Annotated in this window: 20 protein-coding genes; 11 read left to right on the top strand and 9 right to left on the bottom strand. The window is 45.1% G+C overall.

Annotated features, from left to right (window positions below; genetic code table 11):
• Positions 1–12: 12 nt before the first annotated feature.
• Complete coding sequence (locus ACXAD8_RS05180) at positions 13–2781, bottom strand: choice-of-anchor B family protein (RefSeq protein ID WP_475225737.1); 2769 nt, start codon at positions 2779–2781, stop codon at positions 13–15.
• Between the two features lie 184 nt (positions 2782–2965).
• Between ACXAD8_RS05180 and ACXAD8_RS05175 the strand changes: the two genes are divergently transcribed.
• Entirely contained in the window at positions 2966–3727 is a 762-nt protein-coding gene (locus tag ACXAD8_RS05175; protein ID WP_475225734.1) for an MbnP family copper-binding protein, read from the top strand.
• Entirely contained in the window at positions 3724–4830 is a 1107-nt protein-coding gene (locus ACXAD8_RS05170; RefSeq protein WP_475225731.1) for an MbnH family di-heme enzyme, read from the top strand. The genes ACXAD8_RS05175 and ACXAD8_RS05170 overlap by 4 nt, the downstream gene beginning before the upstream one ends.
• Here the strand turns inward: ACXAD8_RS05170 and ACXAD8_RS05165 are convergent.
• From ACXAD8_RS05165 to ACXAD8_RS05145, 5 genes are read right to left on the bottom strand one after another with little or no spacing between them, the layout of a single operon-like run.
• Positions 4820–5719 carry an FAD:protein FMN transferase gene (locus ACXAD8_RS05165; RefSeq protein WP_475225729.1) on the bottom strand — a complete coding sequence of 300 codons (900 nt, stop codon included), beginning with the start codon at positions 5717–5719 and terminating at the stop codon, positions 4820–4822. The two genes, ACXAD8_RS05170 and ACXAD8_RS05165, sit on opposite strands and share 11 nt — an antisense overlap.
• Positions 5720–5724: 5 nt before the next feature.
• On the bottom strand, positions 5725–6903 hold the full coding sequence (locus ACXAD8_RS05160) for a DUF3570 domain-containing protein (protein WP_475225726.1): 1179 nt from the start codon (positions 6901–6903) through the stop codon (positions 5725–5727).
• A gap of 19 nt (positions 6904–6922) precedes the next feature.
• Entirely contained in the window at positions 6923–7132 is a 210-nt protein-coding gene (locus ACXAD8_RS05155) for a DUF4266 domain-containing protein (RefSeq protein WP_475225723.1), read from the bottom strand.
• Positions 7129–7632 carry a TlpA disulfide reductase family protein gene (locus ACXAD8_RS05150; protein WP_475225721.1) on the bottom strand — a complete coding sequence of 168 codons (504 nt, stop codon included), beginning with the start codon at positions 7630–7632 and terminating at the stop codon, positions 7129–7131. The genes ACXAD8_RS05155 and ACXAD8_RS05150 overlap by 4 nt, the downstream gene beginning before the upstream one ends.
• A 42-nt stretch (positions 7633–7674) precedes the next feature.
• Positions 7675–8178, bottom strand: a complete 504-nt coding sequence (locus ACXAD8_RS05145) for a thermonuclease family protein (protein ID WP_475225718.1) — start codon at positions 8176–8178, stop codon at positions 7675–7677.
• Positions 8179–8461: 283 nt separating this feature from the next.
• On the opposite strand from ACXAD8_RS05145, the gene ACXAD8_RS05140 reads away from it, so the two are divergent.
• Positions 8462–8791 (top strand): hypothetical protein, encoded by a 330-nt coding sequence (locus tag ACXAD8_RS05140; protein WP_475225716.1) that lies wholly within the window; start codon positions 8462–8464, stop codon positions 8789–8791.
• Positions 8792–8846: 55 nt separating this feature from the next.
• Here ACXAD8_RS05140 and ACXAD8_RS05135 read toward each other — a convergent pair whose 3' ends face one another.
• Entirely contained in the window at positions 8847–9515 is a 669-nt protein-coding gene (locus ACXAD8_RS05135) for a hypothetical protein (RefSeq protein WP_475225714.1), read from the bottom strand.
• Between the two features lie 220 nt (positions 9516–9735).
• Here ACXAD8_RS05135 and ACXAD8_RS05130 point away from each other — a divergent pair, with 220 nt between their 5' ends.
• The 8 genes from ACXAD8_RS05130 (at position 9736) to ACXAD8_RS05095 (ending at position 17229) form a co-directional block, all read left to right on the top strand.
• Complete coding sequence (locus ACXAD8_RS05130; RefSeq protein WP_475225711.1) at positions 9736–10056, top strand: DUF3718 domain-containing protein; 321 nt, start codon at positions 9736–9738, stop codon at positions 10054–10056.
• A 538-nt stretch (positions 10057–10594) separates the two neighbouring features.
• Positions 10595–11763, top strand: a protein-coding gene (locus tag ACXAD8_RS05125; protein ID WP_475225063.1) for an IS3 family transposase whose coding sequence is annotated in 2 segments (ribosomal slippage) — positions 10595–10844 and positions 10844–11763 — 1170 coding nt in all. Because the reading frame shifts where the segments join, the coding sequence is not laid out codon by codon here.
• A 617-nt stretch (positions 11764–12380) separates the two neighbouring features.
• The gene (locus ACXAD8_RS05120; RefSeq protein WP_475225708.1) at positions 12381–13223 is read left to right on the top strand and encodes a LytR/AlgR family response regulator transcription factor; all 843 of its coding nucleotides are present in this window, start codon (positions 12381–12383) and stop codon (positions 13221–13223) included.
• 229 nt (positions 13224–13452) lie between these two features.
• The gene (locus ACXAD8_RS05115) at positions 13453–14454 is read left to right on the top strand and encodes a response regulator (protein WP_475225705.1); all 1002 of its coding nucleotides are present in this window, start codon (positions 13453–13455) and stop codon (positions 14452–14454) included.
• 7 nt (positions 14455–14461) lie between these two features.
• Positions 14462–14962 carry a PAS domain-containing protein gene (locus tag ACXAD8_RS05110; RefSeq protein WP_475225702.1) on the top strand — a complete coding sequence of 167 codons (501 nt, stop codon included), beginning with the start codon at positions 14462–14464 and terminating at the stop codon, positions 14960–14962.
• A gap of 154 nt (positions 14963–15116) precedes the next feature.
• Positions 15117–15890, top strand: a complete 774-nt coding sequence (locus ACXAD8_RS05105; protein WP_475225700.1) for a DUF2884 family protein — start codon at positions 15117–15119, stop codon at positions 15888–15890.
• Positions 15891–15977: 87 nt separating this feature from the next.
• Positions 15978–16412, top strand: coding sequence for an HNH endonuclease (locus ACXAD8_RS05100; protein ID WP_475225698.1), 435 nt, complete (start codon positions 15978–15980; stop codon positions 16410–16412).
• 64 nt (positions 16413–16476) lie between these two features.
• Entirely contained in the window at positions 16477–17229 is a 753-nt protein-coding gene (locus ACXAD8_RS05095) for a penicillin-binding transpeptidase domain-containing protein (RefSeq protein ID WP_475232881.1), read from the top strand.
• A gap of 13 nt (positions 17230–17242) precedes the next feature.
• Here the strand turns inward: ACXAD8_RS05095 and hemW are convergent, their stop codons facing one another.
• Positions 17243–18421 carry a radical SAM family heme chaperone HemW gene (gene hemW, locus ACXAD8_RS05090; RefSeq protein WP_475232879.1) on the bottom strand — a complete coding sequence of 393 codons (1179 nt, stop codon included), beginning with the start codon at positions 18419–18421 and terminating at the stop codon, positions 17243–17245.
• A gap of 3 nt (positions 18422–18424) precedes the next feature.
• Positions 18425–19042 (bottom strand): XTP/dITP diphosphatase, encoded by a 618-nt coding sequence (locus ACXAD8_RS05085; protein ID WP_475225695.1) that lies wholly within the window; start codon positions 19040–19042, stop codon positions 18425–18427.
• Between the last annotated feature and the right edge of the window lie 7 nt (positions 19043–19049).

The raw sequence follows: 19049 nt of genomic DNA, 5'->3' as shown, positions 1-19049 counted from the left end.
TTTTACGTCAATTTAGCCGATTTTATTGTTCAACCTTCTGATCACTACCATCAAAGCGCCAAGCAATACATAGCCTAAAGGCAGGCTGCCGCCACCAGAGCTGGATGGGGGCGGGGTAGTTGTGGCCGGTGGTGTTGTTGTTTGCTCTGCTTCCACCGCTACGCTGATTTGCTGGCTGCTTTGTACACCAAAGTCATCGCTGGCCGTCACTTGCAACTGCACATCTTCGGCTGGCATGGTGAAAAACACATTTTGGGTATCACTGTCGTTTAGTGTCACTGCTGGGCCGGAAATCTGAGTCCATTGCCACACCAGGTTGTCACCTTCCGGGTCGATGCCTTCAGCGCTGAGTTCTACCAATTCACCTTCAGCGATGGTGAGAGCAGACAATTCGGTAACGATGGGGGCCTGGTTGCTGTCGTCGTCTCTGATAATGATGTTAATACTGGCATTGGTTCCGATAAACTCATCGTTGTCGGCACTAAGTTGCAATACATAACTTTCTTCAGTTTCGGTTTCATCATCATTGATGATGTCAAAGCTGATGGTTTTAGCATTGGTATCACCATCGGTCCATGTCAGGCTGCCTGATGCCAGTTGGATGTCGTTCTGGCTGGAGTCTTCGAGTGCGTAGTTAACGGAAATACTTTGTTCGTTACCATGTTGGCGGTTTAAGGTAATTTGTGCGCTGCCCTGGGTTTCTAGCACTGTCAGGCTGTCACTGGAGAAACTGATGCTGCCGTAGTTGATTTTGGCGCGAATTTTGATTTCAGTTAAATAGGTATCTCCCAACGTGGCACCATTGGTGGGGTTCATCAGGCGCAGAAACAGGCTCTCTGTGGGTTCCTCGTTGTCTGCGTCATTAACAGTGTTAATGCGAATGGTACGGCTGTCGTTTTCATCAGCAGTCCAGTTCAGTGTGTCCATTTCCAGTTCATAATCGCCGCTGGCTGTGGTACCAGCAATTAACTCAACGCTGACACTGGCTGCGCCAATAAAGTTTTTGTGAACCTGAATTTCAATGCTGTCACCTTCATCAACGGTGACATTTCCACTACTGAAATTAAAGTCGCCGCTGCGGGTTTGATCCCGCAATACGTAAAGACCACTGTTGATATCACTAACCAGAATCAGGCCGCTAGGCAGGTAAGGGTAGACGCCCCAGGCACCGCTAAAGGTGCTGCCATCAGATATTGGATAAGTATCAAAAAAGCCCACTGTTTGTGGGTTGGTGGCGTCGGTAATATCCAGAATCGTTAAACCACGCTCATAATTAGACATGTAATAACGATTACCGCGCACGAAGCCATTGTGGTCGATGGCTTTGCTGGTTCCTGTCCAGGTACCAACGCGTACCGGACTGGTTAAATCGGTGATATCAAATACATACAGGGTTGAATTCATTCCGCGATTGCGTTCATCCAGTTCATCGTGAACAAAGATATAGTTGCGATCTTCGCTCCACCATCCTGAGTGCACATAACTGGCAGTATCGTAAGTGGTAGTAGCTAATGGTCTGGCATCGTCCAGGTTGGTGTGATCCCATAAGCGAAACTCGGCTTCGTTAAAATCTAATATCAGGGTGCAGCCATTTTGATTGGCGTTTGCACACTGTGATTTGCGGTCGTCGGTGATATTCACTGACGAGGCATCGTGGGTATATAACAATGAGCCTGCCAGGCTTGGCGTGTAAGCAGCTTCTGGTTGTGTGGGGTCTTGCAATGAATAGGTGCGCATGGCGCCACTGTAGTTGGGCTGCCCCAAAATGTGTAAACCGGCGCTGTTATTGAGGCCGATGTTGAGGGAGTAATCCACATTACTGATATACACGTTGTGAGCACTGGTGTCCGTGTTGGTTTTGTTGGCCACTGTCAGGCTGTTGGGCAGGTCATTAAGATCCAAAATGGTTAAGCCTTCGCTGGCGTTGTCAGCAGTCAGGTAGGCATAGGCTTGCCAGAGTTCCAGTTCGGCATCGAAATATTGGTATACCTTAACGTCGCGCCAAGTGGTGCTTTGCTGGGTTATTTTACCCACTACACTAGGGTTTTGTGGATCGGCAAGGCTCACTACTGATACGCCGTTGCGCAAACCAATAATGGCGTATTCCTGTCCGGTGTTAAGGTCCACATGACCCCAGATATCATTAGCTGCGGAAGCGGAAAATTCTGATAAAGGAACATGACTTACCAGATCTACTTTGTCGCAGGTAAATTCAGATGCTGTGCCGTTGTCGCAAGTGAGACCTTGTTGACGTTCTTGTAGCGCTGCGATTTGGTGATGGGCCTTTTTTAGTTCCGCAGAAAATTGCTCTGATTTACTGTCCACTATTACCCGAAAGCCTTTTTTCTGGGCAAGTGCACGATATTCAGGAGGCACACCTATCAGGGTGGTTTGATTTTTTTCAGGGGCATGGATTTGATAGTGGTCAGCGGTGCTGTATCCGGCAAACACCGGGTTTATCAGATCATCCAGGTGCAATAAATCAGCAGGAGAGCTGACTTTGTAACTGCCTTCAGCAACTAAAATCTTATCTCCTTTTTTGGCCTGAAGTTGTGCATAGGCAATGCTTTGGCAGGGGCGAAAACGGTTGGCACAATCGCCACTGTCTTTACCGGATTGTGCCACAAAACGCGCCTTGTCATGTTCTGAGTGAGCCTGCACCGATAACGACGTAAGACCCGACAGAAAAATACTACCGACCAGCATTCCGGGCAGTATCTTATTACACAGCTTGTTTAGCTTAGTTTCCGTCAGAGGTGACAAAAAGGCAGATGTTGTCATAGATTTATTGTCCTTATGAATGCTTTAATCGCACCTAAAAATAACCCATAATCCAAAGCCTTTTTTGCCAAGAGTCTGCATGGCGTGGCTTTGTCTTTATGTTAGTTGGGTGGCAGGGTGTTTATAGTTATCTTTTTAACGCACCACTTAATTCCCAAAGATTGTGAATTTATCAGGAATTCCCGTGAAGCAAAAACTTTTCCCAGTGATACTCGTCAGTTTGCTGATGTTGAATTCAGCCTGCGCACCTAAACCTGTAAACACACAAATACAGGTACAGTTGTGGCACCAGGGTAACCCTATAGATTGTCAGGCGATAGCTTTCGATGAGCAACAATGGCAGCTGGATAGCTTTGCTTTTTACCTGAGTGACGCTAGCTTGATAACAGAACAACAATCGTATCCGGTGACTTTTTACAGCGATGTACCACAATTACAATTGCTTCGGTTTGATGCCGAAAGCTGTCAGGGGCAGGTGACATTGCGTTCTGCAAAACCCCTAACATCCGCTACGGCACTGGCCTTTACTTTGGGAGTGCCGTTCGCCTTGAATCACGGTAACCCGGTAACTCAACCTGTGCCACTGAATGTGCCGGATATGTTCTGGACCTGGCGAAATGGCTACAAGTTTTTACGCCTCGACATGCATAGCCAGCAGGATAACTGGGCTTATCATTTGGGCAGTGTTGGCTGTGTGGCTGATAGCGCAGTAAGAGTACCAAAAATGGAGTGTGCAAAACCCAATCGCAGTCGGTTCGAAATCTCTGTGCCACAAGAGGAGTCTTTGGCTTTAGTGCTGCATCTGGACAGGCTGTTACAGGGCGTGTCGGTTGCAAAACGCAATCGCTGCGTAATGCATGGCGATAAAGAACCAGTATGTGAGCAGTTATTCGAGAATCTGACGGCTTCTGAGCAACCAGTTTTTAGCCTGGAGGCATTGCGTTGAGCTGGCCTCGAATTTTAATACTTCTGATTGCAATACTGATCTTACCTTATTGTCAGAAAGCACCGACACCCTGGCAATGGCAAATCCCGGAGGGTTTTCCGGAACCTGTAGTTCCAGCTGACAACCCCATGACGGTTGAAAAAGTGGAGCTGGGCCGGCATCTGTTTTTTGATCGTAATTTATCGGCAAATCAGGTGCAGTCTTGTGGCAATTGTCACCAGCAGCAGTTTGCCTTTGCAGAACCATTACCGCATTCCACAGGCAGCACCGGTCAGAAAGTAAGACGCAACAGTATGCCTTTAATTAATGTTGCTTATAACACCCATCTGACCTGGGCTCACAGTGAGCTGACAACACTGGAAGCGCAAATTTTGATTCCCATGTTTGGTGAGGAGCCAATAGAGTTAGGCATTACCGGTCATGAGGCCGATGTTTTGGCGCGATTTGATAACGATAAATATCGGCCCATGTTTGCTGCGGCTTTTCCGGGCGAGCCGCTAAGCTTCGACCTGATTGTCAAAGCGTTATCCAGCTATGTACGCAGTTTAACCTCTTTTAATTCTGCCTTTGATCGCTATGCCTATTATGGCGAAGATGACGCCCTGAGTGGGTCGGCCTTGCGGGGAATGGAGCTGTTTTTTTCTGAGCGGCTGGAATGCCATCATTGCCATGGTGGTTTTAATTTTAGTCAGGCCAGTAAACACGCCGGGCAGGCATTTGAGGTGACAGCGTTTCACAATACCGGATTGTATAACGAAGATGGCAAGGGGGCTTATCCAGGTTCAGACACTGGCTTGATGGAAATAACCCTTAAACCCGAACACATGGGCCATTTCAGAGCACCCACTCTACGAAACGTTGCGGTTAGTGCACCCTATATGCACGATGGGAGCGTTGCCACGCTGGAGGAGGTGATTGCCATTTATGCCGCTGGGGGCAGAGGGGCGGGCATCAATAGTCCGTTAAAAAGCCCGTTTATACATGGCTTTATGCTCAATGACCAGGATATGCAAGATTTGTTGGCGTTTTTGCATAGCTTAACCGACGAAAGTTTTTTAACCGATCCGCAACACGCCGATCCCGGCGCTGAGCCTATCCTTTAAATTGGCTTTCTACTCTGAAGTGTTGATCTATGGTGACGTAAGGTGCACCGGTTTCGGCAATCCATTTTTTACCTTCTTCTTCACCTTTTAACATGGTGATGGTGGCCAATGTACCGGCCACAATGCATTGCTCGGCCCAGACGCTCACTCCTGAAAGTCCTTCCACCGGCCAGCCAGTAACGGGATTGAGTATATGGCTGTACTTTTTATCATTGAGCACAAAGCAACGGGCATAATCGCCGCTACTGGCTAAACCACCAGAGTGCAGGGCGATTTTTGCGACAGGCTCACCTGGAATTGCGGGGTGGCTGATACCAATTTCCCATGGCCTGCCATCTGGATGAGGACCGGCTGCGGCGATGTCGCCAGCCAAATCCACCAAGCCATGACGAATACCCACTTCTCCGATGAAATTAGCTAATACGTCAGCAGCATACTCTTTAACTATGCCGCCAAAGTCCAGCTCCATTCCGGCAATGGGTAAACGAAACGCATTTTGCTCCATTGGCAGTTTATCAAAACCGATTTTATCTAAAGTGCGGTTAATATCTTCCTGGGCGGGGACACTGGGGTTTTTAAAATCCCATATCTGGCGTAAAACACCGGAAGTGATATCGAACAGACCGTCGCTTTCACGATGTGCAATGGTAGCGTACTGCATCAGGATCCAGGTTTCGGTATCAATTTCAAATAGCTGGTCGCTTCCGGCAGCTTTATTGATTTTGCTGATCAGGCTGTCTGGTTGGTAACGGGAATATTTGGCTTCCAGTCTGGCCATTTCTTCAACACAGGCAACTTTTGTCTGATTGAACTGTTGCTCGGATTCGCAATAAAAGCTGAGTGCGCAGGGAGAACCCATGGCTTTAAACTGAAAGTCAAATAAATCCATATAATCTAAAATGTGAAATCGATGCCAACACTAATTAACGTGAAATCCAGCAAAGCAGGGTGTTCACTGTCAGCATCTGCTAAAAAGTGACCGCCACCGCTGGCGTATTTCTCACCACTCAGCATTAATGACCAATTTTCAAAGGCCTTTGTTATTTTTAAGCCATAGGTTACTGCACCGTATTCTGACAGTCTATAGTCGGTGGAGTAATTTCCATCAGCTCTCACATCAGTGTGGAAGGTTTCATAAAAAAAGGCTTCTGACTGTTCATAAAGTCGAATAGAAGGCACAATTTGAAAGCCGTAATCCCAATTCTGATACCAGGCTAAATCTATGGTATTGGAGCGAATATCCCAATCATCTTGGTAAAAACGGTAATCAAAATGCAGTGCCGCATCTAAATCATCCAAAAAGTATCGGTTCTGTACAGCCAGGGTGCGCGATATGCGTTTTTCGGGGCGGGAATCTCCAATTAACGCACCATCTACGAATACCTGTTTGTAGGGATCTGACAAATAGCCACTTTTTCGCGATAAGCCTACAGCGACTTTTAGTAACCACTGCTTATTCATAATGCGGGCGTAGCTGGCCAGGTATGAATTGCTGTGTTTGCTCTGTTCTGTGGCTGGCCGTGTTCGGTAGATTTCTGCGTCTACCGGGTTGATATCATCGTTGCTGACATCAGCAGAGAAGGTCCATGTTGTTAATCGGTCTTCTGATTCTTTGGCATAGCCGATTGAGTAACTGCGACTTTTATAGTCATCTTCTGTAGAGCGAGCGGCACCCAAGGTTAGTACATCTCGGTCCAGCGCGATTTTAAGCGAGGCCGCTACATCTTCTCGGGTATCTTCGATAGACGCACCACTCATTACCTGCTTGGGTTCTTCACCCGGTACCTGGAATGTATACCAAGGCGATGCCCCAGACATTTTTTCGTGTTGATAATCAACATTGATCTGCATGGTGTCGCTTAATGGCGCTACCAGACGAAACTGATTAACCTCAATGTCGTAGCGTTCGTATTGCTGGTTTAATACGTTTTCTTGCGGAACCGCAGACTCTTCGTAGTTGTAGTGACGAACGCCAACCTGAAAGTCCTGAGCGATTTGTTGCGCTTTTGCTTGTAGCGCAGGCAGACAGGCAGCCGCAGCGGATAATGCCAAAAGCGCGTTATTGTTTTTCATCTTGTATTACCTGACTGGACTAGTTACAACCGCACCCACCACCACTATTGGTGGCACCACCTGAAGAGGCCTCTTTACTAAAATAGACATGGCGATGAAACGCTGCCTGCATGGCGTCAGGTTCGAAGGCCATTTCGTTTTTGGCGAAGCGACCTTTTTCCCACGGCTCAACCGTAGAGACACAGGCCGTGCTGAGTAAACTTAATACAACGCAGAAGATCTTTTTCATGGTGTTCCTATCAGGTGCTCAATTTGTTTGATTTTTTTATTCTTTTTGCGCTCATTAAATCCGATGTGCCGGCCTTTAATGATGCCGTTTTTATCTATGACAAAGGCAACCGGGAGTCCTGGTAACTGCAGACTCTCAGCGAGTTTGTTTTCCGGGTCGGTATAGACATCAAAGTCAGCGGGAGTATCGGCTAAAAACTGTTTAGCGTCATCGGCAAATTCGTCCATATTAATGGCCACCACTTTGAAAGTGTCAGCACTGTATTTTTGCTGTAACTCATTCATAAAGGGGAAGGACTTTTTACAGGGCTTACACCAGGATGCCCAAAAATCCAGATAAACGACTTTGCCTTTTAATTCTGTTGTGGAGATGCTTTCGCCGGTTTTGAAATCAATTAAAGTCACTTCTGGAAGAGGCGCATCTGCGTAGGCATGGTGGGCAGAGAGGCACAATATTGTGCAGTACATCAGATAGCGACAGTACTGTAAAATTCGTTTCAAAACATCACTCCTAAGCACTAAAAAGCTGAAAGTTAGTTGTATTTATCCTGGCTGGCGCGGCATTGGATTAGCTTTTTTCTGTTTGCCTTGTTCACGCCAAACCCAGGGAGGAATTCGCAACGCATGAGCTTGTCCCCACAAACCCTTACCTGAGTTCATAGCCTCATTTTGAGCTTCGCTGTAGGCTAACTGTAGTTCATAACTGAGTTGTTGTGGAGCCAGCCAGGCAAAGCCGTCTCTGAGCATCAGCAGGTTGATATTTTCACCCTTTAGAATAATTTCTCCATCTTGTGTGAAGTTGACCGATTTTTCAAAGACTTTATTACGCAACCAGGTTTTGGCTTCTCGGCCAAAAGGTTGTTCTCGCTCTGGGGCGTCAATCCACAACAGGTCTTTGCTCTCAGTCTTTCCATCGGGCATCTGTATTAATAAGGTGTCACCATCAATAATTTGCACAACTTTGTTTTCCGGAGGTGCCGCCTGATGGCAAGCGCACATAAACGCCAGCAGACAAAAAGTTAGTAAATGTCGGTAGATGGTGGTCATAGGGTAGAGCCTGATTGTGCACAAAACACCCTAACTCTAGCTGTGCCGATAAAGATGAACAAGGTTAACAATTCAGTTTGATGACTGCTTCACAAAAATCTTTAAGGGTGCAATGGCTAAAATTCCAACAAACTTAACTTAAAACCCCTAAATAAGTTGCGTTTTGAAGCACTTGCAGCTAAATAATAAGTGTGAAACATTAATTATTCTGTTATCTTTTTTAGAGTTATTTTGTTGGCTACAGACTGATATAAACGACAGAGCCTTAGAATTGGAGTAGACAATGACCGAGAGGCCTTACCTTGTAAGTGGTAGAAACACCATAATTCATAAAGTCCGTAAACTGGACTTAATTATTATCAATGGCGAAGAGCAACCGCCTATCATCGTCACCCACAAAGGCGTGAAAAAATACACCGGCCGTGTTCCTGAAAATAAGCGTGAAGCTAAAATGATGGATGCCGAGTTAGTTGATCTGACTCTGGGTGAGTTATTCGGCGATGAAAAGACTCTGCTTTTCGTTCAGACCATCAACGGTAAAGAATACAAAGTGGATTACAGCAAGTCTGATACACCACTGTTTGTGAAAATTCATCAGGACAGCGTGATTTAGTTTTTAGATCTGATTGTCCGATACAATTTCAAAAGCCCCTTGCGCAGGGGCTTTTTTATTGGATCTTATTAACCCACTGGTGCGGGCATTGGCTGGCAAAGCCTCTGATAAACTTCTCTCTGCCTTTTAATTGCCGGGCTTTGTTTTGATCAAATATCGCTAATCGGCAGATATCGATGGGTGTCACTTCGGATGAATTCACAACCGGCACTATGGTGGCGCGTTGCAGTGCTTCGGCGATGAGTTCAGAACAAAAGAACTGACTAAAGTCCTCCCGGTTTCTTCCAATCTTTGACAGTGGCCCAAAAAAAGCGGGGATATCCAGCGCCGACATCAATGCTTGTTTTACATCGTAAGGCTTAAATATTTGTGTGTGTAAAAATCGATACCAGTGACTTTGCTTAAGCGTTAATTTGTTTCTGGCTGAGTTATTCAATGGAAACCACCACACTTCACCGGGGTAATTTTCAATTCGCTCACACAGTTTGTTTACCATCACGCCTGATTGGCCGTTTAAGCGTACCGCTTCAATAATGTTTTGAACGGTAGGGCGGCGAGGGTGGTGAAGGTTTTCAACATCCAAAACCATGGCAACATGAGTGATACTGGAGCGCGTAGCTAGCTTAACAATTCGACTGAAATCACTTTTACCACTAAAAGCAATCAAATCACCGGGTAAGATAAATTGTTTGACTTCCTGGTAATTACGTCGTTTAAGCTGCATTGTGGTAAAAATACTTCATTCGGGAGTTTTATTGGCCGTTACGATAAACAACCTGTTTAGCGCGGTCAATTGTCGTGATAAATGGTTAATTAATCGATCTGTCTTGCAGTCCCGCCAGACATCGAAGATTTAATGCTGAGATTACTGTCCCTGCATAAGCTGTAGTCAGAGTTAAACGAAAAGTTTTTCTAAAAGCAGCAGAACAGCAAGTGAGGACATCATGAGAAAAGTAATTTTAACCGTAATCGCAGCAAGCACAATGGCGTTATCTGGCGTATCCCACGCAGTTGGTAATGATCTTGAAAATCGATTGGTGGATCTGTGTAAAGCAGTGAAGTCAGATGATCGCTTCCAGCTAATGAAGGAAATCAAGGAGAACAACCTGAATGCTGATGAAGTGATTGAAGGTTTGGTTTGCAATGGTGAGGATGCCGTTACCTTTGCCAAATTAAACGGCGCAGAAAAAACGGCAAACCTGCTAATTGAGCGTTCAGACCACAGTGGCAAAATCGTAGTAATCGAAGACCTAGCGAAAAATTAAATACCAGAGTTGTGATAAGTTGTAATTTAATTACATTTTATCAGGTATTTTTGTTATTTCGTCTCAGATTGATTTTATTGTCATAAAGTTTGAGTAACATTTGAGTTGTTGGGCGTAGTGAACCCGACAAACAGTATTCAGTCTCTACAAGCGTATTGCGCTTTGCTGATACATTGTAAACAGCAAGGTGTAATAACCTAAGAGCAATACATGTTTTTATCCTGGACAAAATAGAGGGCCTCGCCCTCTATTTTTTTATATGCAGCGACACTGATTAAACCTTAGCAATTCTGCTTGCAAATTGTCTTTGCTCTTAAGATGTACAGGGCGAGAGCATGAATGTTCATTTAGTGTCCAGAAACTAATAGTCTTCTTTTAGGGATTAAGTAAAACTGCTTCGTTTGCGGGTTTTGTTCCGCCAATATTTGTTCGGAGAGCTGAACCTAATCTCCCTTTACGCGCAATAAACTAAGACATTGACGTGTTCCAATAGATTCACACACCCGGTTAAGAGATAATTCTCACAACTGGAGTATTTATGAAAACCCGAAAAAGCTATTCAAAAGAATTCAAACTGGACGCAGTGAGTCTGGTCACTGAGCAAAACTACAAAATTGCCGAGGCAGCAAGAAGTCTGGGGATCTGTGCCAATATGCTTGGCCGCTGGATTAAAGAGCAGGAATCTGAAGGTGCTCACGCTTTCCGCGGCAATGGCAAACTTACACCAGAGCAAGAGGAGCTTCGCCGTCTCAGGGAAGAAAATAAACGCCTGAAAATGGAGAAAGAGATTTTAAAAAAGGCGACGGTCTTCTTTGCCAAAGAAACCAGGTAAAGTACGGTTTCATCACCCAGCATAAGAAGACCTGGCCAATCAGCCTGATGTGTCAGGCATTGGGTGTCTGTCGTCATAATTATTACAGTGCGATGCGTCGGGAACAGGTCCAGGAGCCAGATCCACAGCATGATGAATTGATTGAATGGGTAGAAAAAATTGCGGACGCCAGTGACTTTACCTATGGCGTCCGGCGTATGAAACGAGCGTTGAATTTACTGGGTTATCCGGTAGGTAAGCAACGCACTCGTGCTTTGATGAAAGAAGCAGGAATCAGCGTTAAAAGGCGCAAGAAGTATAAAGTGACGACCAACAGCAATCATAACCAGCCAGTATTCGACAATGTACTGACACGCGAATTTGATGTGCAACAGCCCAACCAGGCTTACGTCTCCGATATTACCTATATCTGGACTCAGGAAGGCTGGTTATATCTGGCAGTGGTAATTGACCTGTTCTCACGCAAAGTCGTGGGCTGGAGCATGTCATCGCGTATGAATGCGCAGCTGGTCTGTGATGCACTGACCATGGCATTGTGGCAACGTCAGCCCAACGCTGGTCTGATCCATCACTCAGACCGTGGCTCACAATACGCGAGCCGTCAGTTCAGACAACTGCTTAAACGCCACAAGGTCACAGGTAGCATGAGCAGAAAAGGTGACTGTTGGGATAATGCGGTAGTAGAGAGCTTCTTTGGTACGTTGAAGCAGGAGCGAGTGCAATGGCGCTACTACCAGACGCGACATGCAGCGCAGCAAGATATTCTGCAATACATTACGATGTTTTATAACAGCCAAAGATTGCATTCATACTTGGATTACAGAAGTCCAAACCAATATGAAGCTGACATGGAGAAATTAGAAAAAGCCGTTTAACTGAGGTGTGTGAATTTGGTTGACCATGTCACATCAGTTAAAACAACGATGAGAGCTATCAGGGATGATAGCTCAATCAATGCCCAGCACAGGGATGTGCTGTCATTGATGGTCGTCGTTGTTCTGATGGCGAAGTTTATGATTTTGCGCGTCAGGGGCTGCGGGGGATTCTTAAGGGGGGCGCAGCCCGGTCCCCTTGAGGCGCAGTCGGCGCCCCGACAATGATTTCAATCAACTTATAATGGTTGAATTAGACCACGGTGCCAAAAAAGTCTATCTAACAGCAAACTCAAAACCAGAGCCTGTAGTTAGGTTGAGTACTGCAAGATCGATAATTTAAGACGTAGTCAAAATAATTAAGCTTTAGCTTCGGTTAGGTCAGGCTGTGTCGGATGTCGCTCAAAAATCGTTCGCGATATTGCCCTGCTAAGATGTAACCATACATAAACAAATTTCAAATTCTTCACAGCTTGTTACATCCCGCGATTGTTAGAGCGCCTGATTCGTCTATGCTGAATTTGGGGGAATAATTTTGGAGTTTATTTAGAGCGTGTCGAAAATTGCGGTACACATTTCGTATAGCAAAGGTCTGCACGCTCTCATCGAGGCAAAAGCTAATGCACAAAGAGTTTGTAAAGGTATTGATTGCTGACGATGAAACATTGGCCCGGCAAGGGTTGATGAGTCGTCTTTCAAAATTCTCTCACCTTGAGATTTTACCGCTTTGCGAAAACGGTAATGAAGCGCTGAGCAGTATCATTCGTCACCAGCCTGACGCGGTATTTCTGGATATCGAAATGCCAGGGTTAACCGGTATTGAGTTGCTTAATAAGTTACTGGAACAAAAACATCAATTACCTTACGTGGTGTTTACTACGGCACATCAGAGTTTTGCTCTGGAAGCGTTCAACTTTGAATCATGTGATTATTTATTGAAGCCAGTGGACTGCGATCGGCTGGCAATCTGTATTCAGCGCATCGAAAAAGCCATTGAACAACAAAAAGCCTTCGCTATGCAGGAGAAGCTACAACAATTATTAACCCGCAAAACCGGTAAGACGTTGGACGGTTTTATTGAAAACCTGGAAAGTGACAACCAATGCCAGCTCAATGATTTACAAAACTACATTTCCTTTAAGTCGGGCACTGAATGGATAAAGATTGCTTTACAGGATATCGACTGGATTGAAGCGGTAGGTGATTACATGTGTTTACATGTGAGTGGAAAACAGCAGATTATTCGCAAAACCATGAAGCAACTGGAAAGTGAATTGGATGCCAGTCACTTCCCGAGGGTCAGTCGTTCGGCAATGGTTAATGTCACCAAAATTAACAAGCTAACTCCGAATTCAAATGGCGAATATTTCGCGCATTTAAAATGTGAAACTGTGGTAAAGGTTACACGTAAGTACAAATATAAATTAGAAGAAATCCGCAATAAAAACTCACCAATTCATTGAGCAAGTTCTGCAAAAATGTCGGTTATCTGAGCAACCGGCATTTTTCGCTCATTAAACGCACAAAATGCAGCATAAAATTCATATATTCGACTAAAGTCGCATGGTAGTCTGTTCGATAAGTCCATATAAGTCTTTGGGTATTCTGAAATTTACTGCTATCTATTGTATATGGCACATTTTTTAATACATACATCCAGACCCACAGGGACACGAGAGAAAAATTACCGGTATGTTTTCAGTATTGATTTGCGATGATTCAATGGTTGCCCGTAAGCAAGCAGCCAAATGCTTGCCTGATGACTGGGAAGTGCAGATCCATTTTGCGAAACATGGTGGCGAAGCTATTGAAGCGCTAAAAGAGGGCAAAGGTCAGCTTCTTCTGCTCGATCTCAATATGCCCATAATGGATGGCTATGAAACCCTCGAAAATATCATTAAAGAAGGCTTAGATACCAAAGTTGTGGTGGTTTCGGGAGATATCCAGCCGGAAGCACACGAAAGAGTAAAAACCCTTGGAGCTTTAGACTTTATAGAAAAACCAGTCAGTAAGCCGGTGTTGAAAAAAATTCTGCTAGCCAACGGGGTGCTGGAAGAAGTTAAAGAAGAGATCAAAAACGAACCCAGTGTCGATGCGTTAGACCCAGACATACGGGACTGCTATCAGGAGATCACAAATATTGCCATGGGGCAGGCTGGTGATCACCTTGCCAGAATATTGAATGTGTTTGTGCGCCTGCCTATTCCAAACGTTAACCTTATTGAAGTGTCTGAGCTGCACATGATGTTGCAGGATATTGAACTTAAAGACTCGGTATCTGGCATTTGTCAGGGGTTCGTGGGACCGGGTATTAGCGGAGAAGCGCTGTTTATCCTGAGTGATTCCAGTTTTGGCGACGTTGCCCGTATCATGGGGATTAACGGTCAGGTGGATGATCAGGTGCAGTTGGAACTGTTAATGGATGCAGCCAATATTTTAATTGGTACTTGCCTTAATGGTTTGGCTTCCCAATTGGATTTGTATTTCAGTCAGGGGCATCCGGTAGTTTTAGGACAACATCGCAGTATCTCTGAATTAATTTCCAGTAATAAACTGCGCTGGAAGCGGACCCTGGCGATAGAGTTAAGTTATGGATTGGAAGGTTATAACGTACATTGTGATTTGGTACTGTTGTTAACCGAAGAATCAATGAAAGCCATGAATTATAAGCTTTCTCACCTCCTTGAAGATTGATGACACAATGGATGAATTAGACGATTTAGATGATTTAGCTGAATTCCATTGGATGATGGACATGCTGCAAACTGTAGATGTCGGCATTGTTGTTGTGGATACTCAGTTTCAGGTGCGGGTGTGGAACGCATTTATGGAAAGTCACAGCGGGTTATTGCCCAGTCAGGTTCGAGACCGTAACCTGTTCCAGTTGTTTCCGGAAATTGATGAAGCCTGGTTGCGTAACAAATGTCGTCCGGTATTCGAGCTAAAAAACCGGGCCTTTATTACCTGGGAGCAGCGGCCTTATATCTACAAGTTTCCCAATTACCGTCCTATAACGGGAACGGAAGATTTTATGTATCAGAACGTCACTTTATCTCCGCTGACCGGGGCAACCGGAAAAGTGGATCATATGTGTATGATGATTTACGATGTCACCGATGTGGCCGCGAATAAAAAACGCGCAGAGGCGGTGGAAGTTACCTTGAACGAACTGAAGGAAAAAACCGGGCATAGTAGAAAGTAAGTTCTCCAGCTTAATGTTTTCTGAGCCACAAAACCCTTGTTTAAAATTGTTGTCACGCATTTTGACGTGATTTTTGTTGTGCTTGTCGGAATCAAAATGCAAAAGTATTACTTATCTGTGACAATCAAATGGTCGTGATATCGGTTTAAAACGGATGATTAGATTAGTAATTTTATTTTTCAGTGCAATCAGCTTGTCTGCCCATGCTGACCTCAAATGTGAGGTGGATCTTAATTATGGCATGGTGGTCACGGACAAGAGCATTCGGGTGATAGATGAGTCCCGCACATTGTACCAAATTAATTATGACCATCAGCTAATAGTGGCGGGAAACTGGATTGAGTTAAACGAGACTCAAACCGAGAAACTCAAAGAGTTGGCTGACGGTATTCATTATTCGGTACCTAAAATGATTATTCTGGCTACAGAAGGTGTAGATCTGGCGATTGAAACGGTTGAGCACGTTTATGTAGGCCTGGTGGGTACAGACCACAAGAGTTTTGATAAGCTGACTTCTGCACTGGATCGGGTTAAAGATAAAGTTAAGAAGAAGTTTATTCATAGCCATGGCAATTATTATATTGGACCTGGCAGTTTAGAAAATGTGGACGATCTGGTCGATCAGGAATTAGAAGCTCAAATCGAAGAAGCTATAAATACCTCTTTAGGTGGTGTTTTATCAGCGATTGGTGGCCTGACACCAGGAAACGATGAGCAGATGGAGCAACGCATGGAAGAGTTGTCGCAGCGCCTGGAGTCAATGGGTAATGAGATAGAGCGCACCGTGGGTCCGAAGGCCGATAGTTTGCGTAAAAAAGCGCAGTGGTTTTGCAACAAAATGGGCTACCTGGATCGTGTAGAGAATGAATTGCGAAATGAAATCAAACAGCTAAAAGATATTGATGTTATCCGCGTGGGTAAGGGCTGAGTAGCCATCACTGCATTACTGGGGGATTTGTCCCGGAGCAAACAGGGTCACCCGATTTCTCCAATACAGATATAAATGGACGTGTGCATGTATTCGGTCAGTTTCAGAAAAGAATCTACAAAGCGAAAAAACTACAAAACGCTGAATGGAGCCTACCGCGCCATTTGGACGTGGTTGAATCAAAATGCTGAGTGTGGATATTGCTCCGCGTCCATTATGGGACCGGGCTTACAGCCTGCAACCCATTTTAGTGTCGACACAGTCCCTTACAAAGTCAAAGACAAGACCGACTTTTTACAAACAAAAGAGTGGGCTATCCTTCGTCACCAAGCTTTTGCCAAATATGGCAATCAGTGCGCTTGTTGTGGAATCGGGCCAGAACAGGGCGCTATTCTGCATGTTGATCACATTAAACCTCGCTCTTTGTATCCCGAGCTTGAATCTTGTATTGATAACCTTCAAATTCTTTGTCAGCTGTGCAATGTTGGCAAGTCGAATGTTTCAGAAATGAAGTGGCGATAGGTTATCTAACCATTAATATAATAATAAGAATTACGGAGTTAAATTGAAGAAATTCATTTTGTGCATGTTGCTTTTGAGTTTCAGTGTTGTTGCAGAAGAGGAAGCCAGTTGCGATATTAATTGTACTTTCGTGATGAAAGAGCAGGGCGGGAAATCAATAGCCATTATCAATAATGAACGTGCTAAACAAGCCTTTACTCCCTATTCAACCTTTAAAATCCCCAACACCCTGATTGCACTGGACACGGGTATTGTTAAAGATACATCGCAAAAATTGAGTTTTGATATAGATAAATATCCGGTGCAGAAATGGTGGCCAGAAGTCTGGTACAAGGAACCATTAGTCATTCGAGCCGCGTTTCAAAAATCCGCAGTGCCGATTTATCAGCAAATTGCCACTGAGGTTGGGCAGGCTCGTATGCAAGACTATCTGACCCAGTTTGGTTATGGAAATCATGACATCTCTTCCGGGCTGGATACCTTTTGGTTAAACGGCAGTATGAAGATATCAGCCATACAACAAGTGGATTTCTTACAACGGCTGTACAGTGGTGAATTGCACGTATCTGAGCAGGCGTTAAACACCTTTAAAAAGGTTATGCTTGTGGAGCAAACCGAGGAATACACTCTTTATGCGAAAACCGGTGGCGGCCCTCTGGCAAAAGACAAAGCGTTGGGCTGGTACGTGGGAATTATCGATAAAGGTGAAGAGGTATATTATTTTGCGCTAAACATTGAAGGCAGGCGCTTTAGTGATGTTAAGCACAAACGTATTGATGCCGCCATGAATGAGCTGCGCAGAGTCGGTGTACTGTAAGCTTTAGCTCAGCTTATTCAAGAAACAGGCTGAGGAATTCGTTGAGATAGCGTTTGCCCAATTCCGAAACCTGCCAATGGGTGTCGGATTCTGTTAACAAGCCTTTTTGCAATGCCACTGCCAGACGCGACTGAATCTCTTTACTCTCTGCTGACAGCCCAGTGCGCTGTAGCAACTCATCTTTTGGGCATGGCTCCAGTAAACGAAAGCGATTCATAAAATATTCGAACCCCAGATCATCTGCATCAACCTGAGTTTCCTGAAATAGCTTGTTACGGGTTAAATCCATGTAGCCTTTCGGATGCTTGACTTTGGCAGTTCGTATGATGCGATTATTTGTCAAAGTGATCTTGCCATGGGCGCCGCAACCGATGCCCAGATAGTCACCAAACCGCCAGTAATTCAGATTGTGCTGGCATTGTTGTCCTTGCTTACTGTAGGCCGATATTTCATATTGCTGATAGCCAGCAGCCTGCAATAGCGCATCTCCCTGTTCCTGAATATCCCAAAGCGTTTCATCTTCAGGCAAAGTGGGAGGTCTGGAGTGAAATAGTGTATTGGGCTCAATGGTAAGTTGGTACCAGGATAAGTGTGGAGGATTTAAGGCTATGGCTTGTTTCAGGTCGCTCAGGGCGTCCTCTAATGATTGTTCCGGCAAGCCATGCATAATATCAATGTTAAAGGAGTTTAAACCTACACTTTGAGCTATGCCCGCCGCTGTTGCAGCTTCCTGGCTGTCATGAATGCGACCAAGGCGGACCAGTTTTGCATTATCAAAACTTTGAACGCCGATGGATATTCGATTAACACCGGCTTCTACATAGCCCTGAAACCTCTCTGCTTCCACTGTCCCTGGGTTTGCTTCAAGAGTAACTTCAATATCTTTTGCAAACGGGATACGTTGTTCTACGCCGCGTAAAATTTCTGCGATTCCCGCTGCTGAAAACAAGCTGGGTGTGCCGCCACCAATAAAAATACTGTGTATTTCTCTTGGGCTAGTATCCTGTTCCAGATAGCGATGGATGTCCTCATCCAGATCCTGAAGCAGGTGCATGATGTATTCCTTTTCCGGCAAGTCGCGGCCGGTTTGGCCCTGCTTAATACCGTGGGAATTAAAATCGCAGTAAGGGCATTTCTGGACGCACCAGGGAATGTGAATGTAAAGGGATAATGGTGGCACGATTAAGAGTATCTACTAATCTTGTTGGGTTAAAACGCCCGCTTCAAGCAATTGTGGCAGAAGCAGTTTAATGGCATTGCCGCGATGGCTGATTTGGTTTTTTTCCGCTTTGCTCATCTGCGCAGCACTGCGTTTATGTTCTTCTACCCAGAATACCGGGTCATAACCAAAACCTTCTGTGCCGGTAGGTTGCGTTAATATTTGTCCACGCCAGATCCCCTGAGCAATAACCGGAGTTGGGTCTTCAGCACTGCGCATAAATACTAAACAACAGTGAAATTGCGCGCCACGGCGAGGTGCAGGAACATCCTTTAATTCACTTAGTAGCTTGTGAATGTTGTCAGTATCGCTGGCCTCTTCTCCTGCATAGCGTGCCGAATAGATGCCAGGTGCTCCACCGAGGGCGTCTACCGCTAAACCCGAATCATCTGCGATTGCCGGAAGTCCGGTTTCTGATGCAGCATGGCGGGCTTTGATAATGGCATTTTCAGCAAAGGTGCTGCCGGTTTCTGCCACAGAGGAAACATTAAAATCAGATTGGGGCCGCAGATTGATAGCATAAGGTGACAACACTTCAGCGAGTTCTTTAACCTTGCCCTTATTTCCGGTGGCTAATACAAATTCACGAGTCATAACTTGT

Source organism: Planctobacterium sp. AWH2_060, from assembly GCF_056158425.1.
The sequence above is the reverse complement of the archived record's forward strand: the minus strand, read 5'-3'. Positions and strand labels throughout refer to the sequence as shown.